Below are 15,884 nucleotides of genomic sequence, written 5' to 3'. Positions count from 1 at the left end.
TTGTCTGGACCGCCTCGGCCTCAGCTATCCTGCAAAAGGTCGCCCGTGCGAAACAAGCGTTAGAGTCACAACACTAGGACGAAAAAAGGGTCGATGCGATCAATGGCCGGGATGAAGGGCGTCGTTCAGGTAGATGCATGTCAGGACCGTGAACACGTAGGCCTGCAAGCTCGCGACCAGGAACTCAAACGCGGTGAGCGCCACCGTCATGGCCAGGGGAAGAGGAGCCAGCAACGCAAAGCCCAGGCCGGCCGCACCCAGCGACACCACGAAGCTGCCGAACACCTTCAAGGCGATGTGCCCGCCGAGCATGTTGGCGAAGAGACGCAGGCTCAACGAGATCGGACGGGCAAGGAAGGAGATCACCTCGATGATGACGACGACCGGCAATAGCCATTTCGGCACTCCCGAAGGAACGAAAAGCCCGAGGAAATGCACGCCATGCTTCATGGTGCCGTAGCCCACCACCGTTCCGATCACCAGTATCGCCAGCGCGAAGGTGACGATGATCTGGCTGGTGACGGTGAAGAAGCCGGGGATCAGACCGAGCAGGTTGCATGTCAACACGAACATGAAGAGCGAGAACACGAAGGGAAAGAACCTCATGCCCTCCTGTCCTGCCGTGTCCCTGATAGTGTGCACGACAAATTCGTGCAGGACCTCCGCCACAGACTGTCCACGACCGGGGACGACGGCGCGCTTGCGCGTAGCCAGCAGCAGGCCGCCCACGATGACCACCACGGCGGTTGCCATGAACAGGGCCGCATTCGTAACGGCGAAATGCTGTCCGAGGGGAATGATGGGCTTGACGACGAACTGCTCCATGGGGCTCGCCATGGCCGCGTCTCCTGCCGGCAGGGTTCTTGAGAATACTCCTCCGAACCCTTAAACGCAAAGGCAATACGTCTGTCGGGTCCGCCGATTGGACGCGATCGAAGACCGGGATGCCGACAAGGCATCAGCTCCGCAGCGTGGCGGGCCCAAAGTGTGAAACCGGTGGCCAGAACGATCAAGCGATGAATGCGCGGAGAGCTATGCTCGCTGCCGCGAAAAGCCGATCGACTGCGGGCGTTACACGCGGACTTCCCAAGTTCGTCGGAAGTGGCGGCATGGTCGCATTGGCGATCGTTCGTGCCTTCCATGCGCCGCACGCAATGGAAGCTGTTGAGGAGGTGCACTCCATGATCGGCACATCCAGGCGCCGACATCACAATAAGGAAGAACTGTCATGGCCACGATGCTGTTCGAACTGATTTCGCCGGAGCGGGTCCTGTTCTCCGGCGAGGTGCGGGCGGTGATGCTGCCGGCGACCGAAGGCGACATGACCGTCATGCCCGGCCACGAACCGACCATGGCAATGCTCAATCCCGGCATCATCGCAGTGACCGATACCGAGGGACATGGCCACCGCGCCTTCGTCCGTGGCGGTTTCGTCGAGATCACCGGTGACAGCGTCGCGGTCCTGGCCGAGCGAGCATTGCCGCCGGAGGAACTCACGCGCGAGCGCCTCGATGAGGAGATCCTGCGCCTGGAGACCATGCGCGAGGCCATGGGCAATGATCGCGCGCGGCGGGAGGCGGATTTTGCCATCAGCCGCTTGGAGCAGGTCAAAGCGACGCTTTCATTCAAGTAGGGCGCGGGCAGGCGATGATGAAGGCGTCACCGCCTCATCCTGGGGTATCACCAGGTGCTCGAGCGCACCTGGCTGGCGGCGATCGCCATCAGCTCAGCCATTTTCTCGCGGATCTGATCGTCGGACTGGTTGACGCCGTTGGCCTCGAAATCGGCCCGCAACTTCCCGACCAGGCCTTCGTCGACCACTCGCGCCACCAGGCTTTTGCTGATCTCATTGACGTAGGCGTCGGCCTTCGTGCCCGTAAGGCCAAGTTGATTGGCCGCCCACTGGCCCAGTAGCTTGTTGCGCCGTGCCAGCGCCCGGAACTGCGCCTCCTCATCGTGGACGAACATCTGCTCGAAGGCGCGCTCGCGATCTTCGAAAAGCGTCATGGGAAATCTCCAGTCCGCGGCGACAACCCGATGCCGAAAATGCCATTATACACGAAACCGGCGTTCGCTCGACAGCGGCTGTAGCGCAAGGTCGGCGCTTCGTCATCCGGCGCCGGCTCTCCTGCCGCCTTGAGACGGTCGTCCCCGGGCGCGGCAATGGCTTTGATTCTTGATTTATGTCAACGCGGTTGGGCCCGGATGTGATATATTTATACCTGCCTCTGGAGGGTCATTATGACCAAGCACGGCGGCCCTCCAGATGAGCACTCGTCTGCGTGCAGGTCAGATCGTGTGTCGCTGCTTTTCTGTACCGGGGACATTGAGTTGTCGATCCCGCAGCCGGTGGCCATCATCAATGACGACCGCTGCCTTGTTAGGGTCCTCCATGAGCCTTCTTGCACAGCTTTCGAGTGCGCAGGCGATCATCTCAGCCGAATGGGAGGAGATCATGTGGAAGACAAGGGCGAGGACGGCCATCGTGTTTGCAACTGCCACGTGGCTATGTGCGATACCCGTCTCGATCGAGAGATCCGATAACCTGGGCATCAGGGTGAAAGCCGACACGGCTCAAGCTCGCATCGGTCGGCCCGGGACGCCTGTAAGTGTGGCCGGCGTGGTTCGCCGGAATGCCCGCCGCGGCGCCTATTACGGCTACTATCGTCCCGGCATCGCCGCCGGCGCGGTTGCGACCGGCGCCATCGCAGCGGGCGCGGGATCCTATTACGGTAATAGGTACGGGTACCCTGCGACCTACGGCTACGGATATGGCTATCCCGCCAGCAATCCCTGCCTGCGCCAACAACGGGTCTGGACCGGCTACACCTATCAATGGCAATGGGTCCGCACCTGCTGAGGAGGAAGTGCAAGCACGTGCCGGTCGGCAAAGTGTGATCCGACCGGTCGCTTTTCGGTAAAAAATTCTGCCACCGGCTCTGTTGTCAGCATCCGTCGCAGATGCCCCGTTCGACGAGGCTGTCGATCTGGCGGTCCATGCGCTCCATCTCGCCGTCAGCGACCGTGTCGATCGACGAGAAGTCATTCCGCGGTTCCGTGAACACTTCTCTCTCGAGCTGGCGCTGGGACGGAATTTGAAATTCTCTGGAGGTCGTCGACGGACCGGTTCTGTGTTGAGACCAGGCTGGCGCCGCAACGATCAGGGCGCCGAGCACCAGCGGGATCAAAGTAGCCTTCATGGCATGGCTCCCTCAAAGGCCTGAATTCGGAGTGTCTGTCCTTCTGCCTTCACACCGGCCAACGGAACCATGTCGGGAAGCGGCCTGCTTGATCGATCAGGACATTGACGAAACATTTCGCGACGGAATCGTTCACGAACTTGCGTCTTGGTGCTCTGCTCGGATGATCTGCGGGAGGAGGCGGCGTGCCATCGCTTTTGTGCAGCGGCGATCTTAGTTAAGCGCTGGCGCAGACACAAAGAGGCCACCATGGATCGATAGAATGGACAGGTTGGCAAGCTGGTGTCCCGGACGGTCCAACTCTCCAAGCCATGGGCTTCCGGAACCTGCTCCCGCGACACTCGCTTTCCCGACCAAGCCTGGGTTCTCACGCCGCATCCACCCTAGCTCGCTCGAGGCGTGAGGAGGCTTGCAGGACGGCGCGAGTGTGCGTCCAAGTTGAAACTGTTTCTGGCTCCTAACTGGAGAAGCATCATGACCCGATTGCCAGTTCTGGCGATTGCGGCGTTCAGCCTCTTCGCCGCACCCACCCTCCTTCTCACAACGACGACTCCGGCGGCCGCCCAGGATGATGGTTGGAGCACCGGTGGCTCCGACATCAGCAGCGGTAACTTGCGCGACCTTCTGCGAGACTGGATTCAGGAGCGCGGCGATCGCCGCGACATGCTCATGGATTTGATCCAGGAGCGCCGTGACCAGCGGGACATGCTCCTGGACCTGTTTCAGGAGCGCCGGGAGCGCCGCGGCGAACTCGCGGATTTCCTGCGGGATCATCCGGGCCTGCGGGAGCGTCTGCGCGAACGGCTGGCCGCGCGATCGGACGACGAGGACGTTGGCGGCGGCGTGCGGGAGCGCCTGCGCGAGCGCTTGGCTTCGCGATGGGATGATGAGGACAATGGCGGCGGTGTGCGCGGTCGCCTGCGGGAACGCCTGGCCGCGCGAATGGACGGCAGCGGTTGCTACTTCCTCACCCGCAGCCTGCGGGCGCAGGACGGCAGTCTCCTGGTCCTGGTGCGCCGGCGCGTGTGCCGCGACTGATCCGCCCCGATCGCAACCCAGAGGAGGAATGATATGAGAAAAGCGCTTCTTGCGGCAGCCGGGCTGATGCTGATCGCCTTGCCTGCCTTTGGCCAAAGTTCGGACGATACCGGCGACCGCGGCTCGTCCTACAGTCAGCGGGATCGCGACCTCGATGATCTTCTGCGCGGGCTCGACGGGGGCGGAATGGGACGGGGAGGACCCTCACGCGGCGCAGGTTTTCTGCTTCGCGTCGGGGATGCGACCCTGGCCGTGCGGTGTGATCCGCGTGATTCCATGAGGGCTTGCGTCGAGGCGGCCACCACGTTGCTGGAGCGGGCACGCACGGCGATGCCGTCAGGAGGCGGGCCAACTCCGGGAACGCCACCGTCCAGATCGCCTTGATCACGCTGATGCAGCGCCGGGTTCAGCCGGCGCTGCATGTGTGGACGCCGATGCGGAGGCATTCGACAGCCGGGGCACCGAGATCCTGTGCCGGCATTCCAACTCGGGCATGGTGGTTTTTCTGCCTATTGGAGAACGTTAAGGACTGTCGTCCGAAGATGCGAGCGGCCGCCGAAACGCTCTGGCTGTAACCGCGTCCGATGGTGTCGTCAGAGTTCCGGAAAGACCGCAAACCATGTCACGAACCGCGGGCGGACCAGGTTTCCTGGCGGGTCTGTCCTTGCCCGGACGCGATTGGAAATCCGGTGCTCGGGCGGGCAGATCCGTATGGATCAGTAGTAGTTCCACCGCACGGCGCGTCGGCTGGAGCGCCGGGCAACGCCGGCGACGCTACCGGGAGTTGCCGGTCGGCCGACAACGGCCCTGGCTTGCGAGAGCGCAGTGCCCGAGGCAATCCAATTCGTCGGCATCGTATCCGTTACGAACATGCCCACGAACAGGGCGCCTAGGATTGCGGCGCCGCGGATCAGTCGGGAGACCATTCTTGTCATTCTGGTCATGACTTCCTCCTATTGCATCGAAGCCTTGGTGGTTCGGTGATCGGTGCCTGTCGTGTTGACCTCCTGCCATGATTGAGCAGGACCAAACGAACCACCTTAGGCCGGCGGCGGGCTGTTTGTTCGCTCAGGCACCACCGCCTATTCCGGTCGAAACAATGCGGTCCCTGCTTGGCACCGAACGGCCTAGGTGCTGGCCCTTCCGGCAACCGAAGACGCCTGATGGGCCACGTGGCTCTGCCGGATTTGCGCATCCTAGCACCCCCAAAAGGGAGCGCTTGACCGTTTCGGACATCCCCTTGTCAGTTGCTGACATCGGGATGCCGGACGGGGCGGGGATGCGTCACGGGCCTGCGCTGACGAAATAGGATTCCTTGGCTTTCGGCTGTCCCGTCAGGTCCAAGCTACGGTCGTTTGTTATACTTGATCAGCGATCGAAACATTGCGCCGTAATGAAGATCCCGGCGGGGTCCTGGAGATTACCAACGTCCTTAGCCTGTTTTATGGCTGCCGCGAGCGCGGTGGTAATTGGTTCGAGTTCACGCAGGTAAGCGTCGCGCGCCGTCTGGCATGCGTTCTTGGTGTCAAAATCAACACTATGAACGACAGGCGCGAAGTGAACCTGTGAAGGGGGACCGTACATCAGAATTGTTATGAGAAGTACCGACATCACACCTGACCTCCATGGGTCCCGCAAGCTGCCATGTCTGGCCCTGACCATATTGTAAGGCGATCGGACACTGTCGCAAACCGTTCGGCAACTTAGTCAGGTATCCGCACCGGTACGCTCCGGGGGTGCACGATGTTCAGCCTGCTGCAATTTGGATCGCTCAGTGATCCTCCTGTGCATGTGGCGGCTTAATCGGCGCAGGCGCCAGGTTCGCGGCAAACGGCATGTGGCTGAGACCTATATTAGAGGCCTTGATTAGTGGCGGTATCTGTATCGTGCCATCGCCGGTAAACGCGACACCGTCGCGTTCTGGCTCAGCGAACGGCGAATCCTACCTGCTGCCACGCGCTTCTTGATCCGAGCCTTGAGGCCGTATGGCCGACCGGATCGGATCGTCACCGATGGCAGCTCGACCAACCGTGACGCAATCCTGTCCTGTGACACGAGACCGGCTTCGAGGTCCTGGTGCATCCGTATGGGCCTCGACCGAAACCACCTTCACTGGGCCGGCCGCCGATAGTCGCAGGGTCAGAGTTAGGATCGTTTCCGTACCCACCTGTATTGGACTATCCTCTTGCCAAGCCACTTCGAGGGCCGCCAGAAATGCCTCGTGATAGGCTTTGATCAGGTTGCCGATCGAAATCCCGCCCGACCAGGAAGGAACCGCCGATTTATCGGCGTTGATGATATCCCGCGCATTGTAGGGATCATCCTCGTGATCGTTGAAATAATCGGCAAGCGTGCACCCGCAGAACCACCCTTCGGCCATACCCTTGAACATGACAGCGGCAGCGATCGGCGGCTTGAGCGCGTTATCGGCATGCCATTCCAAGGAATCGCCGGCGAATAGGCCGAGCTCTTGGTCGGCCCTGGCATAATTGTCCCGCCAGGTCAGTTGCACGAAACCTCGGCCATAATAGGTTTGCCCGGTCTCGGGATCGGGAACGCCGTAGGGCCTGCCGGCGCCATACCCGAATTCCTCGATCGGTAGCATGGTGGCCGCTGTCTCATGATAGGTTGTGGCGAGTGCATATGCGAGCCATCGCAGATCATCGGATGGTGGCGCGTCCTCCCAGGTATCGAGAATGTAGTTCATTCCATCGACTTGATCTTGCATCAAAGATCCGCCGAAGGGGTCGGAGCGCACAGTGTCAAAGAAAATATCTCGGTCGAACATGGCCGCCTCCCGGAAACAGGCGCCAGACGATTAAGGCCACTGGAAAAGATGGTGCCGACGCCACTCGAAAACCACCCGAGCCGTTGCGGTTTGGCACGGGTCAGCGCCTCACGCGCTCGCTCCACGCCGGAGTGCTTGTCGGCCCCGTGCTCTTGGCGCATCGTGCGAAACAGTGGACCCGGTTTTTGGCGCTTAACGGTGCGCCGGGCGCTGGCTGAGCAATCGGGGCAAATCAGGCCCGGTGTCCTCCGTTCCCATTGGTTGGGATGATGCGGCAAGCTTCCATTCGTGCATTGGCTCAAACCGTCAAGGGTCTGTCGTATTCGATCAAGCACGGCCGTGAGATGCAGAAGATAATTCAAAGTTCTGTGACGAAGAATGCCCCGAGAATGGCGGAGCGTAGGCCATCTTCCAATCTCGTCTCGTGCAAGATGACCGACGCTTGCCGCCGGGAGGCACGATGAGCCAGCAGGACAAGTGTCTTGTTAAGCTACAAGGAGGCTTCCATGAAGATGTCGACGGTTGTTGCTAGTGCCGCTCTGATCTTCCTTGGTGGGATTGGGCTCGCTGTGGCGCAGCCGAATCCGGTGCGAGGCACTCCGGGCTCGCCTTTCCCGTACGCGGCCGCTCACGAGGTTACGACGATCAATGGCGTGCTGTGCCGGACGATGTACGATCGGCAACTCCGCATTCGTGTCCCGATCGCGTGCACCGGAGACGTTCCGGTCGCCAGAGTCGATGTGGCCACGACCGGGAGCACACAGACGGCTGTCGCCACTGGCGTCCCCATTGCGGGCACACCAAATTCCCTTTTCCCCTATGCGGCTCCGAACGAGATCCGGACATTCAACGGAGTGCCGTGCCGGACGATGTATGATCGGCAGCTCCAGGCTCGCATCCCCATCGCGTGCGCCGGTGAGGTCATGGTCCACCGTGTGCAGTAGCGATGAGGCGTTGTGCCGAGCGACGAAGAACCAGAGACATCGCCCGGCGGCGCCCAAGATAGCATAGCGGATCCCTTGTCGCGCTATACGTCGCGAAGCGAGCACTCGCGGGATAGGGGAGGCGGCATCTTTGGCCGGTTGAAATATGCCGGTCATCTTCGCGAGTCACGGTTCTTTCCGGCCGGTCTGGCTACGATCACCGTGACATGGTCAGATCGGCGGGGAAAGTAACTGCAAGATGTCATCGACCCGATGGTTGCTACACTACCTATAAATGGAGCGTCATGGACACATCGCGGGTATCGATGGGGACGAGTCGCGTGTTGGAGTGCGAGTCCGAGACTTCGTTCCCGGCAGGACTTCCAGGAGGCGGCAGTGCAGGCGAGAGACTACTCGGCCAACGAGACGCTGCGGAACGGCCGCGCGGTTGAAATCCGCGCCCTCAGGCCGGAGGACAGGGCCGGGCTGCTCGCCGCCGTCAGCCGCACCAGCGACCAGTCCCTTTACCGGCGCTTCTTCGCCTTCAAACGCGGCTTCACGGAGCATGAAATCGCCTTCTATCTCAATGTCGATTTCGTGGGCCACGTCGCCCTGATCGCGCTGCTGGACGAGGATGGCCAGCAGGTGATCGTTGGCGGGTGCCGCTACATCGTGGTGCAACCAGGCCAGGCCGAGGTGGCCTTCGCGGTGGACGATGCCCACCAAGGACAGGGCGTCGGCACGGTCCTGATGCGCCACCTCGTAGCCATCGCCCGCAACGCCGGGCTGAAGGAGCTGATCGCCGACGTTCTGCCGGGGAACACAGCCATGTTGAAGGTCTTCAGGGCAAGCGGGCTCGACATCAAGACAGAGCAGGAGCCGGAGGCCACCCATCTCGTTCTTCATCTGACGTGACCTGGGGCAGCCATTCTGACGAGCGGGGCCATGGGATCGGCGCACACCTTCTTGCCGTCTCGTTCCACTGGAATGACCGGTTGTGGCACCGGGTGGGCCTTAGCCGAAAATCCGTATCGGCGGTGCGAGCTTATCTTCATAGACACGACTTTGATGGATCTGGTCGACCCGAAAGGTGACTTTAAGAAAATGAGGATGCTCGCGAGGTTGACAGAGGTTTCCGGCGGACCTCTACTGAACCCATGGGGATCGCGATCTCCCCACGAGGCGGCATGCCCAAGTATCGCGTCCTGTGTTTCGAAGAGGACGCCGCATGCCATCAATACGCACCGCTGAAGCCGATCCCAGTGCCGAAGCAGGCGTCCGAACCCATCCGCGCCGACGTCCGTCCCCAGACATCAGACGGGTTCTTGTGGCGCGTTCCCTCCGCGCGTTTGGCGACGGTTACGTCGCGATCCTGCTGCCGGTGCATCTCTCGCGTCTCGGCTATGATGCTTTCGGTGTCGGTCTTGTTTCGGCTGCATCCTTGATGGGCTCGGCCCTGCTGACACTAACCCTCGGGCTGGTTGCCTACCGTATCCCGCGGCGCCGGGCGCTGCTGGTCGCAGCTCTTCTCATGCTTGCAACCGGGCTGGGGTTCGCCGGGATCGAGGCGTTCTGGCCGCTGCTCGTGATCGCCTTCGTCGGCACGCTCAATCCGTCGGGCGGCGACGTCAGCGTCTTCCTGCCCCTCGAGCACACCGTACTCTCGCACGTCGTCGCCGACGAGGAGCGGACGGCGGCGTTCGCCCGCTACAGCTTCGTCGGTGCCTTCTTTGGCGCACTCGGAGCGCTCTCCGTCGGGATGGTCGACTGGCTGGCGCCAGTCTTCGCGCCAGGGACGACGTCAGCGGTTCTCTTCGGCGTCTACGGCCTGCTGGGGCTGCTCACGTTCCTGCTCTACCGCCATCTCTCGCCGCAGGTCGAGGCCGGTGCCGACAGCCCGCCGGCACCGCTCGGCCCGTCGCGCGGGATCGTCTATCGCTTGGCGGCTCTGTTCTCGGTCGACGCCTTCGGCGGTGGTCTCGTCATCAACGCCCTGCTGACGATCTGGCTTAGCGAGCGGTTCGGCATCGGCGTCGCCGCCATCGGGGCGATCTTCTTCGTGACCAGCCTGTGCTCCGCCGCGTCGTATTTCGTGGCGGTGCCTTTGGCCAAACGGTTCGGGCTGATCAACACGATGGTGTTCACGCACCTGCCTTCGAGCCTGTTCCTGGTCCTGACAGCCTTTGCCCCGACCATCTGGATCGCGTTCGGGCTCCTGATTCTCCGCAGCCTGCTGTCCCAGATGGACGTGCCGACCCGCTCCTCCTATGTCATGGCAGTCGTGCGTCCGGAGGAGAGACCCGCCGCCGCAAGCGTCACCGCCGTGCCGCGCAGTCTGGCATCGGCCGTTGCTCCGCTCCTGTCGGGATGGTTGCTGACGGTGTCGCCGTTCGGCTGGCCGCTCGTGCTCGCAGGCACGTTGAAGGCAGCCTATGACCTGATGCTGTTGCGGCAGTTCTCGGCGATCAAGCCGCCGGAGGAACGCTGATGAGCCAGATCGAGGCGACTGCTCCGGCGGGCCACCCTGGCTGCTCGGCACGTCCTACTTTCTCACCGATTGAGCCCCCGGAGATGGCCGCCGAGATCGGCTATGACAGGGGCGTCACCGGTGCTGCAAGATCGGCAAGGCCCTGCGCCAGCATGATCACACCGAGGATGCCCACGAGGCCCGCCGAGGCGAGCGGCAGGCGCCGGAGAAGGTGGTCTGAGAACGTGATCCGCTTCGAGGCATGGTGCACGCCCCACGCGGCGGCAACGCCAATGGACACCATCGTAATCGCCAGTCCGAGACTGAAGGCGGCGACCGTCGCGGCGCCGAGTGTGAACTGGCCGAGCTGAAGGCAGATCAGCAGCACCGTGATCGAGGCCGGACATGGGATCAGGCCGCCCGTGATGCCGAACAGCGCAATCTGTCCTGTGGTGACGTTGCCGCCATTCGCCGCGAACTGTCGGGCGATTTGCTCCGCATGCACACGCTCGTGGGCGTCCTCGTCACGCCCGGCATGCTCGTGATGATGATCGTCATGATCGTGTTCGGCGAAGGCGAGCTCGTACGTATGGGCATGATCGCCATGCGAGAGCCGCAGCCGAACCGTGAACTCGTGCGGTTCCGGGATTTCTCCTGCGGATTCGAGATGCCCGTCCCGCTCCACGAACCGGAACCGCTCACCTGAACCGTCCTCGCGTTCTGTCGTGACCATCACGTCTTCCGCCCGCCACGCCGGGCCGCTGATCGCGCGCAGGCGCCAGCGGGGCGGCACGCCGTCCTCGAAGATCGAGAGCTCCACAACTCCATGCCCGGTGTCGATGGTCCTCACCTCGTCATGGTGGTGATCGTCATGGCCATGATCGTGATGGGGGTAGTCGTGATTGTGGCGCCGGACCCAGCCGAGATTCCGGCCCGTGCGCCAGAACATCCAGGCTGCGATGCCGAGGATGATCACGCCCGAGGCGATCAGCAGCCATGCCTCGAAGTGCGAGGTCAGGATCTCGCGCCCGAGCGACAGGCCGAGCATGGCCACGATCCAGACGATCAGCGAATGGGAGAGGGCCGCACATACGCCGAGAAGCACGGCCTGCCCGATAGTGCCGCGGATCGCCACGATGTAGGCCGCCATCATGGTCTTGGAGTGGCCGGGCTCCAGCCCGTGCAGGGCGCCGAGCAGGATGGCGAATGGCAGATACAGCCAACCGTTAGCGCCGGATTGGATGAGTTGCGCGATATCGGGCATCGGCGTCTCAAAGGTATTTGGTCAGCGTCTTGAACTCGGCGATCGCCTCTTTCGCCCCACGGCCGTTCTGGCCCGCGGCGTCCTCGAGGCAGTGATCGATATGGTCCTGGATCAGCTCGCGTTTGGCGTTTGCGATCGCCTTCTCGACCGCGTGGAGTTGCTGGGCGAGATCGACGCAGGGACGGCCGGCCTCGATCATCTGGATGACGGAGGCGAGATGGCCATTGGCCCGCTTGAGGCGGGCAATGATGTCGGGATGGCTTGCATGGATCATGCGAATGTCCTATCCCCCAGGAGGGGATATGGCAAGTCCTATGTGACTGACCGGGGCCGCAGGCGTTCCTCCCCGGGCGGCCTCGCTCGTTCCAACCTCGACAGGAACCCGCATGCTCGACGTTCTCGCCAATCGCACGTACCGCCACCTGTTTGCGGCCCAGGTGATCGCGCTCGCCGGCACGGGGCTCCTGACCGTGGCGCTGGGTCTCCTGGCGTATGAGCTCGCCGGGGCGGATGCCGGCGTGGTTCTCGGCACGGCGCTGGCGATCAAGATGGTGGCTTATGTCGGGGTGGGCCCGATAGTCGGCGCCTTCGCCAACCAGCTTCCCCGCCGCGCCTTCCTGGTGTCGATGGATCTCGTCCGGGCGGCAATCGCGCTGCTTCTGCCGTTCATCACCGAGGTCTGGCAGATCTACATCCTGATCTTCCTGCTCCAATCAGCTTCGGCAGCCTTCACGCCCACCTTCCAGGCCACGATCCCGGATGTGCTGCCGGACGAGAAGGATTACACCCGGGCGCTGTCGCTCTCGCGCCTGGCCTATGATCTCGAGAGCCTGTTGAGCCCGACCCTGGCGGCGGTGCTTCTGACCATGATCAACTTTCACTGGTTGTTCGGCGGCACGGTCGTTGGTTTTCTGTGTTCCGCGTCCCTCGTCCTTTCAGTCCGGCTGCCCCGGCCGCCGCGATCCGACCGCCAGGGCGGAATCTACGACAAGACCACCCGGGGCTTGCGCATCTATCTCAGGACCCCGCGACTGAGGGGATTGCTGGCGCTCAATCTCGCGGTGGCGGCAGCAGGCGCCATGGTCATCGTCAACACGGTCGTGATCGTCCGCGCCATTCTCGGGCTCTCGGACAACGATCTCGCCGTGGCCCTCGGCTGCTTCGGCGGCGGCTCGATGGTGGCGGCGCTCCTCTTGCCACGGATCCTCGACCGGGTGCCTGATCGATCGGTGATGCTGCCGTCGGCGGCCTTCCTGGCCGTGGTCCTGCTCGCCTTTGCGGCAGCGACATGGGGAGGCGTGATCGGATGGCCGGCTCTCCTTGCCACCTGGCTCCTGCTTGGGATCGGGTACTCGGCCGTTCAGACCCCGACCGGACGCCTATTGCGGCGTTCCGCCCAGGCGGAGGACCGCCCAGCCCTGTTCGCAGCTCAATTCGCGCTCTCGCATGCCTGCTGGCTCATCACCTATCCGCTGGCAGGATGGCTTGGACGCGAGGTCGGTATCCCCGCGACGCTCGGGATCCTTGGCCTGGTGACGCTTCTCGGGTTCCTCCTGGCCGCTTGGTCCTGGCCCGCGAATGATCCGGAGGAGATCGAGCACGCGCATCCCGACCTGCCGCCAGGCCACCCGCACCTGAGGGAGCACAAGATGGGGCGTCATTCGCATGCCTTCACCATCGATGACCTGCATCAGAGGTGGCCCTCGATAGGTTGAGTGATCGTAGAACCGCGAAACCCTGAGCTGTCGTCGCAATGACATAATGGATACCTAGGTCCTGCGATCCTCATCAGTCGAACCCTCCACTCCCGACGCTCGATCATCCTTCGTTAACCCACGATTAACCCATCGATCCCTAAGTCTTTGCCATGATGTGCGCAGCAATCCTGAAGGGTCTTCGCCTCATCATCGCCCTTGCGGTGATGACGAGCGCCGTGCCGTTCCTGCGCGCTGCTCCGTCGTTCTCTGAGATGGCGGCCTCCCACACGGTCGATGCCTTCGTGCATGCGGGGCTCGTGGATGGGATCGGGCATGGCCACAGTCACGACGATGAAGATGCCGAAGGTATGCATCTGCCCGGCCATAGCCCCGAGCACAAGGACCACTCTCACGTTACGATGGGGCTTGCAGCCGCGCCGGCATCCTTGAAGGCCCCGGACGGCAAGTTCCTGCGCCAATGGGAGCAGGGCCGTCCTCCGTGCTCTCTTTCATTCCGCCTCGACCGCCCCCCCTGTCCTTCGTTCGTCGCCTGATCCGAAAGGCCGCCTGAGCGCGACCACCGCATTCATACGAACATTGGACAATTCCCATGCACAGACCTCTTTTCGGAGGCTGGTGGCGGCTGCCTTGCGTGCGCCCGCCAACCGCTCTCCTCGCGCTTGCCGCAACTCTCCTGATGCTTGCCCTTTCCGGCTTCGAAGCGCTCGCCCATGGCGTCGCCGAGGGCGACAAGGGCTACATCCAGGAGATCACCGGCGTTCACCTGATCCCTTTCATCTATCTCGGCGCCAAGCACATGGTGACCGGCTACGACCACATCCTGTTCCTGTTCGGCGTGATCTTCTTCCTCTACCGATCCAAGGACATCGGGCTCTACGTCAGCCTGTTCGCCATCGGGCACTCGACCACGATGATCATTGGCGTGCTCTACGGGGTCAGCGTCAGCGCCTACCTGATCGATGCCATCATCGGCTTCTCGGTCGTCTACAAGGCGCTCGACAACATCGGAGCCTTCCAGCGCTGGTTCGGCTTCCAGCCCAACACCAAGGCGGCCACGCTGATCTTCGGCCTCTTCCACGGCTTCGGCCTCGCGGCCAAGATCCAGGAGTACGACGTCTCGCCCGACGGATTGCTGCCCAACCTGCTCGCCTTCAACGTCGGGGTCGAGATCGGCCAGATTCTGGCCTTGTTCGGCATTCTGATCCTGATGGGCTATTGGCGCCGGACCGACGGCTTCTTCCGCCATGCCTACACGGCCAACGTCGCCATGATGAGCGCCGGCTTCGTCCTGATCGGCATGCAGCTCACGGGCTACTTCGTCGCGACTCCTGCCACCTGATTCTGCAATCCAAGGAACACACCGATGTACAACACAGATATGCCCACCCGCGCGGATCTTCCGTCTTCCGCGCAGCTCCTGCGCTCCACGCTCATTGCCGCCGGCGTTGCCGCTGCAATCCTCGTGACTGTCGTGCTGCCGTCCGAGTACGGCATCGATCCGACCGGCGCCGGACGGGCGCTCGGCCTCACAGAGATGGGTGAGATCAAGACCCAACTCGCGGAAGAGGCGGAAGCAGATCGGGTGAAGGAGCAGACGGGACAAGTGCCTGTCGCTCCGGCGACTCCTGGGCAGCGATCGAGCCTGCTCGGCTCTATCTTCGCTCAACTCGTCATCGGCTCGGCGCAGGCGCAGACCGCAACGCCCAAGGCCAAGTCGGAAAACATGTCCGTCACGCTCGCACCCGGCGAGGGCACCGAGGTGAAGATGGACATGAGGAAGGGCGCCAAGGTGACCTATGTCTGGAAGGTCGAAAGCGGGACGGTCAACCACGACACCCATGGTGAGGGATCCGGCAATCAGATCTCCTATTCCAAGGGGCGCGGCGTGCCCGGCGACCAGGGCGAGCTCACGGCTGCCTTCGACGGCAACCACGGCTGGTTCTGGCGCAACCGCGGCTCGGCGCCGGTCACGGTGACTCTGACCGCGAGCGGTGACTTCGGCAGCCTCAAGCGCGCGAACTGAGGCAGAGCACTCCTGCGCGCCCCGGCAAGGGACGCGCAGGGTCGTCACCGCGCTCATGGAACATTGGCTTGCCCGCTCACGCTATTCGCCATGTTCCTCGCCCCGGCTCGCGGGATGCCAGAGACGATCACCCCCTTGGCTGTTCTCTTCCAGCCGGAGGCCTTCAAGGCCTCTCTGCGTTTTTTCTCGATCGCTTCGGCAAGACCCAGACCCAGCGAGTGCACAACCTCGCGCGTTCTCTGCGCCTGATCGGCAAACACTATGGCCGTTTGAACGCATTGCTGCACGGCGATCTCGCTCGCATCCTCAGCCTATGCTCGATAGGACAGCAGGAGGCCGAGCAGCAACAAGTCCCTCGTCGCGCAGCTTCTGCAGGTTCACAGGTTCCAGAACGCCAAAAGCCCTCCGTGGTTTTCACCGTCGGAGGGCTTTTGTGTTTTGTGTTGGTTGCGGGGACAGGATT

20 protein-coding genes are annotated in these 15,884 nt (G+C 62.6%); 13 read left to right on the top strand and 7 right to left on the bottom strand.

What is annotated here, in order from left to right:
- Positions 1-99 precede the first annotated feature (99 nt).
- On the bottom strand, positions 100-837 hold the full coding sequence (locus JKL46_RS31755) for a F0F1 ATP synthase subunit A (RefSeq protein ID WP_201842161.1): 738 nt from the start codon (positions 835-837) through the stop codon (positions 100-102).
- Between the two features lie 391 nt (positions 838-1,228).
- Here JKL46_RS31755 and atpC point away from each other — a divergent pair, with 391 nt between their 5' ends.
- Positions 1,229-1,633, top strand: a complete 405-nt coding sequence (gene atpC, locus JKL46_RS31750; protein ID WP_201842159.1) for an ATP synthase F1 subunit epsilon — start codon at positions 1,229-1,231, stop codon at positions 1,631-1,633.
- A 47-nt stretch (positions 1,634-1,680) separates the two neighbouring features.
- Here the strand turns inward: atpC and JKL46_RS31745 are convergent, their stop codons facing one another.
- Complete coding sequence (locus tag JKL46_RS31745; RefSeq protein ID WP_201842157.1) at positions 1,681-2,007, bottom strand: DUF1476 domain-containing protein; 327 nt, start codon at positions 2,005-2,007, stop codon at positions 1,681-1,683.
- A 385-nt stretch (positions 2,008-2,392) separates the two neighbouring features.
- Here JKL46_RS31745 and JKL46_RS31740 point away from each other — a divergent pair, with 385 nt between their 5' ends.
- A complete protein-coding gene (locus JKL46_RS31740; RefSeq protein WP_201842169.1) occupies positions 2,393-2,860 on the top strand; it encodes a hypothetical protein in 468 nt (155 codons plus the stop codon).
- A gap of 85 nt (positions 2,861-2,945) precedes the next feature.
- On the opposite strand, the gene JKL46_RS31735 is transcribed toward JKL46_RS31740, so the two are convergent.
- A complete protein-coding gene (locus tag JKL46_RS31735; RefSeq protein ID WP_201842155.1) occupies positions 2,946-3,200 on the bottom strand; it encodes a hypothetical protein in 255 nt (84 codons plus the stop codon).
- A gap of 474 nt (positions 3,201-3,674) precedes the next feature.
- Here JKL46_RS31735 and JKL46_RS31730 point away from each other — a divergent pair, with 474 nt between their 5' ends.
- Together JKL46_RS31730 and JKL46_RS31725 are read left to right on the top strand one after the other, a co-directional pair.
- Positions 3,675-4,238, top strand: coding sequence for a hypothetical protein (locus tag JKL46_RS31730; protein ID WP_201842153.1), 564 nt, complete (start codon positions 3,675-3,677; stop codon positions 4,236-4,238).
- A 33-nt stretch (positions 4,239-4,271) separates the two neighbouring features.
- Entirely contained in the window at positions 4,272-4,622 is a 351-nt protein-coding gene (locus JKL46_RS31725; protein WP_201842151.1) for a hypothetical protein, read from the top strand.
- A 332-nt stretch (positions 4,623-4,954) separates the two neighbouring features.
- Here JKL46_RS31725 and JKL46_RS31720 read toward each other — a convergent pair whose 3' ends face one another.
- Complete coding sequence (locus JKL46_RS31720; protein ID WP_201842167.1) at positions 4,955-5,182, bottom strand: hypothetical protein; 228 nt, start codon at positions 5,180-5,182, stop codon at positions 4,955-4,957.
- Positions 5,183-5,606: 424 nt separating this feature from the next.
- A complete protein-coding gene (locus JKL46_RS31715; protein ID WP_201842148.1) occupies positions 5,607-5,849 on the bottom strand; it encodes a hypothetical protein in 243 nt (80 codons plus the stop codon).
- Positions 5,850-6,117: 268 nt separating this feature from the next.
- Between JKL46_RS31715 and JKL46_RS31710 the strand changes: the two genes are divergently transcribed.
- The 4 genes from JKL46_RS31710 (at position 6,118) to JKL46_RS31695 (ending at position 10,437) form a co-directional block, all read left to right on the top strand.
- Entirely contained in the window at positions 6,118-6,369 is a 252-nt protein-coding gene (locus tag JKL46_RS31710) for a DDE-type integrase/transposase/recombinase (RefSeq protein WP_201842165.1), read from the top strand.
- A gap of 1,163 nt (positions 6,370-7,532) precedes the next feature.
- The gene (locus tag JKL46_RS31705; RefSeq protein WP_201842146.1) at positions 7,533-7,970 is read left to right on the top strand and encodes a hypothetical protein; all 438 of its coding nucleotides are present in this window, start codon (positions 7,533-7,535) and stop codon (positions 7,968-7,970) included.
- A gap of 375 nt (positions 7,971-8,345) precedes the next feature.
- Positions 8,346-8,864, top strand: a complete 519-nt coding sequence (locus JKL46_RS31700) for a GNAT family N-acetyltransferase (RefSeq protein WP_343074167.1) — start codon at positions 8,346-8,348, stop codon at positions 8,862-8,864.
- A 412-nt stretch (positions 8,865-9,276) separates the two neighbouring features.
- Entirely contained in the window at positions 9,277-10,437 is a 1,161-nt protein-coding gene (locus tag JKL46_RS31695; protein WP_343074165.1) for an MFS transporter, read from the top strand.
- Positions 10,438-10,537: 100 nt separating this feature from the next.
- Here the strand turns inward: JKL46_RS31695 and JKL46_RS31690 are convergent, their stop codons facing one another.
- Both JKL46_RS31690 and JKL46_RS31685 read right to left on the bottom strand, forming a co-directional pair.
- Complete coding sequence (locus JKL46_RS31690; RefSeq protein WP_201842140.1) at positions 10,538-11,680, bottom strand: HoxN/HupN/NixA family nickel/cobalt transporter; 1,143 nt, start codon at positions 11,678-11,680, stop codon at positions 10,538-10,540.
- Between the two features lie 7 nt (positions 11,681-11,687).
- Complete coding sequence (locus JKL46_RS31685; protein WP_201842138.1) at positions 11,688-11,954, bottom strand: metal-sensing transcriptional repressor; 267 nt, start codon at positions 11,952-11,954, stop codon at positions 11,688-11,690.
- Positions 11,955-12,066: 112 nt separating this feature from the next.
- Here JKL46_RS31685 and JKL46_RS31680 point away from each other — a divergent pair, with 112 nt between their 5' ends.
- The 5 genes from JKL46_RS31680 to JKL46_RS35260 form a co-directional block, all read left to right on the top strand.
- Positions 12,067-13,395 (top strand): MFS transporter, encoded by a 1,329-nt coding sequence (locus JKL46_RS31680; protein WP_201842136.1) that lies wholly within the window; start codon positions 12,067-12,069, stop codon positions 13,393-13,395.
- Positions 13,396-13,547: 152 nt separating this feature from the next.
- The gene (locus tag JKL46_RS31675; protein WP_201842134.1) at positions 13,548-13,931 is read left to right on the top strand and encodes a hypothetical protein; all 384 of its coding nucleotides are present in this window, start codon (positions 13,548-13,550) and stop codon (positions 13,929-13,931) included.
- A gap of 56 nt (positions 13,932-13,987) precedes the next feature.
- Positions 13,988-14,737, top strand: a complete 750-nt coding sequence (locus JKL46_RS31670; protein WP_246529670.1) for a HupE/UreJ family protein — start codon at positions 13,988-13,990, stop codon at positions 14,735-14,737.
- Positions 14,738-14,761: 24 nt separating this feature from the next.
- Complete coding sequence (locus tag JKL46_RS31665) at positions 14,762-15,421, top strand: transmembrane anchor protein (protein ID WP_201842132.1); 660 nt, start codon at positions 14,762-14,764, stop codon at positions 15,419-15,421.
- Between the two features lie 68 nt (positions 15,422-15,489).
- The coding region (locus JKL46_RS35260; RefSeq protein ID WP_210381526.1) for a hypothetical protein at positions 15,490-15,884 on the top strand (395 nt) is incomplete at its 3' end.

Source organism: Microvirga zambiensis WSM3693, assembly GCF_016735695.1.
Taxonomy (GTDB): Bacteria; Pseudomonadota; Alphaproteobacteria; order Rhizobiales; family Beijerinckiaceae; genus Microvirga; species Microvirga zambiensis.
The sequence above is the reverse complement of the archived record's forward strand: the minus strand, read 5'-3'. Positions and strand labels throughout refer to the sequence as shown.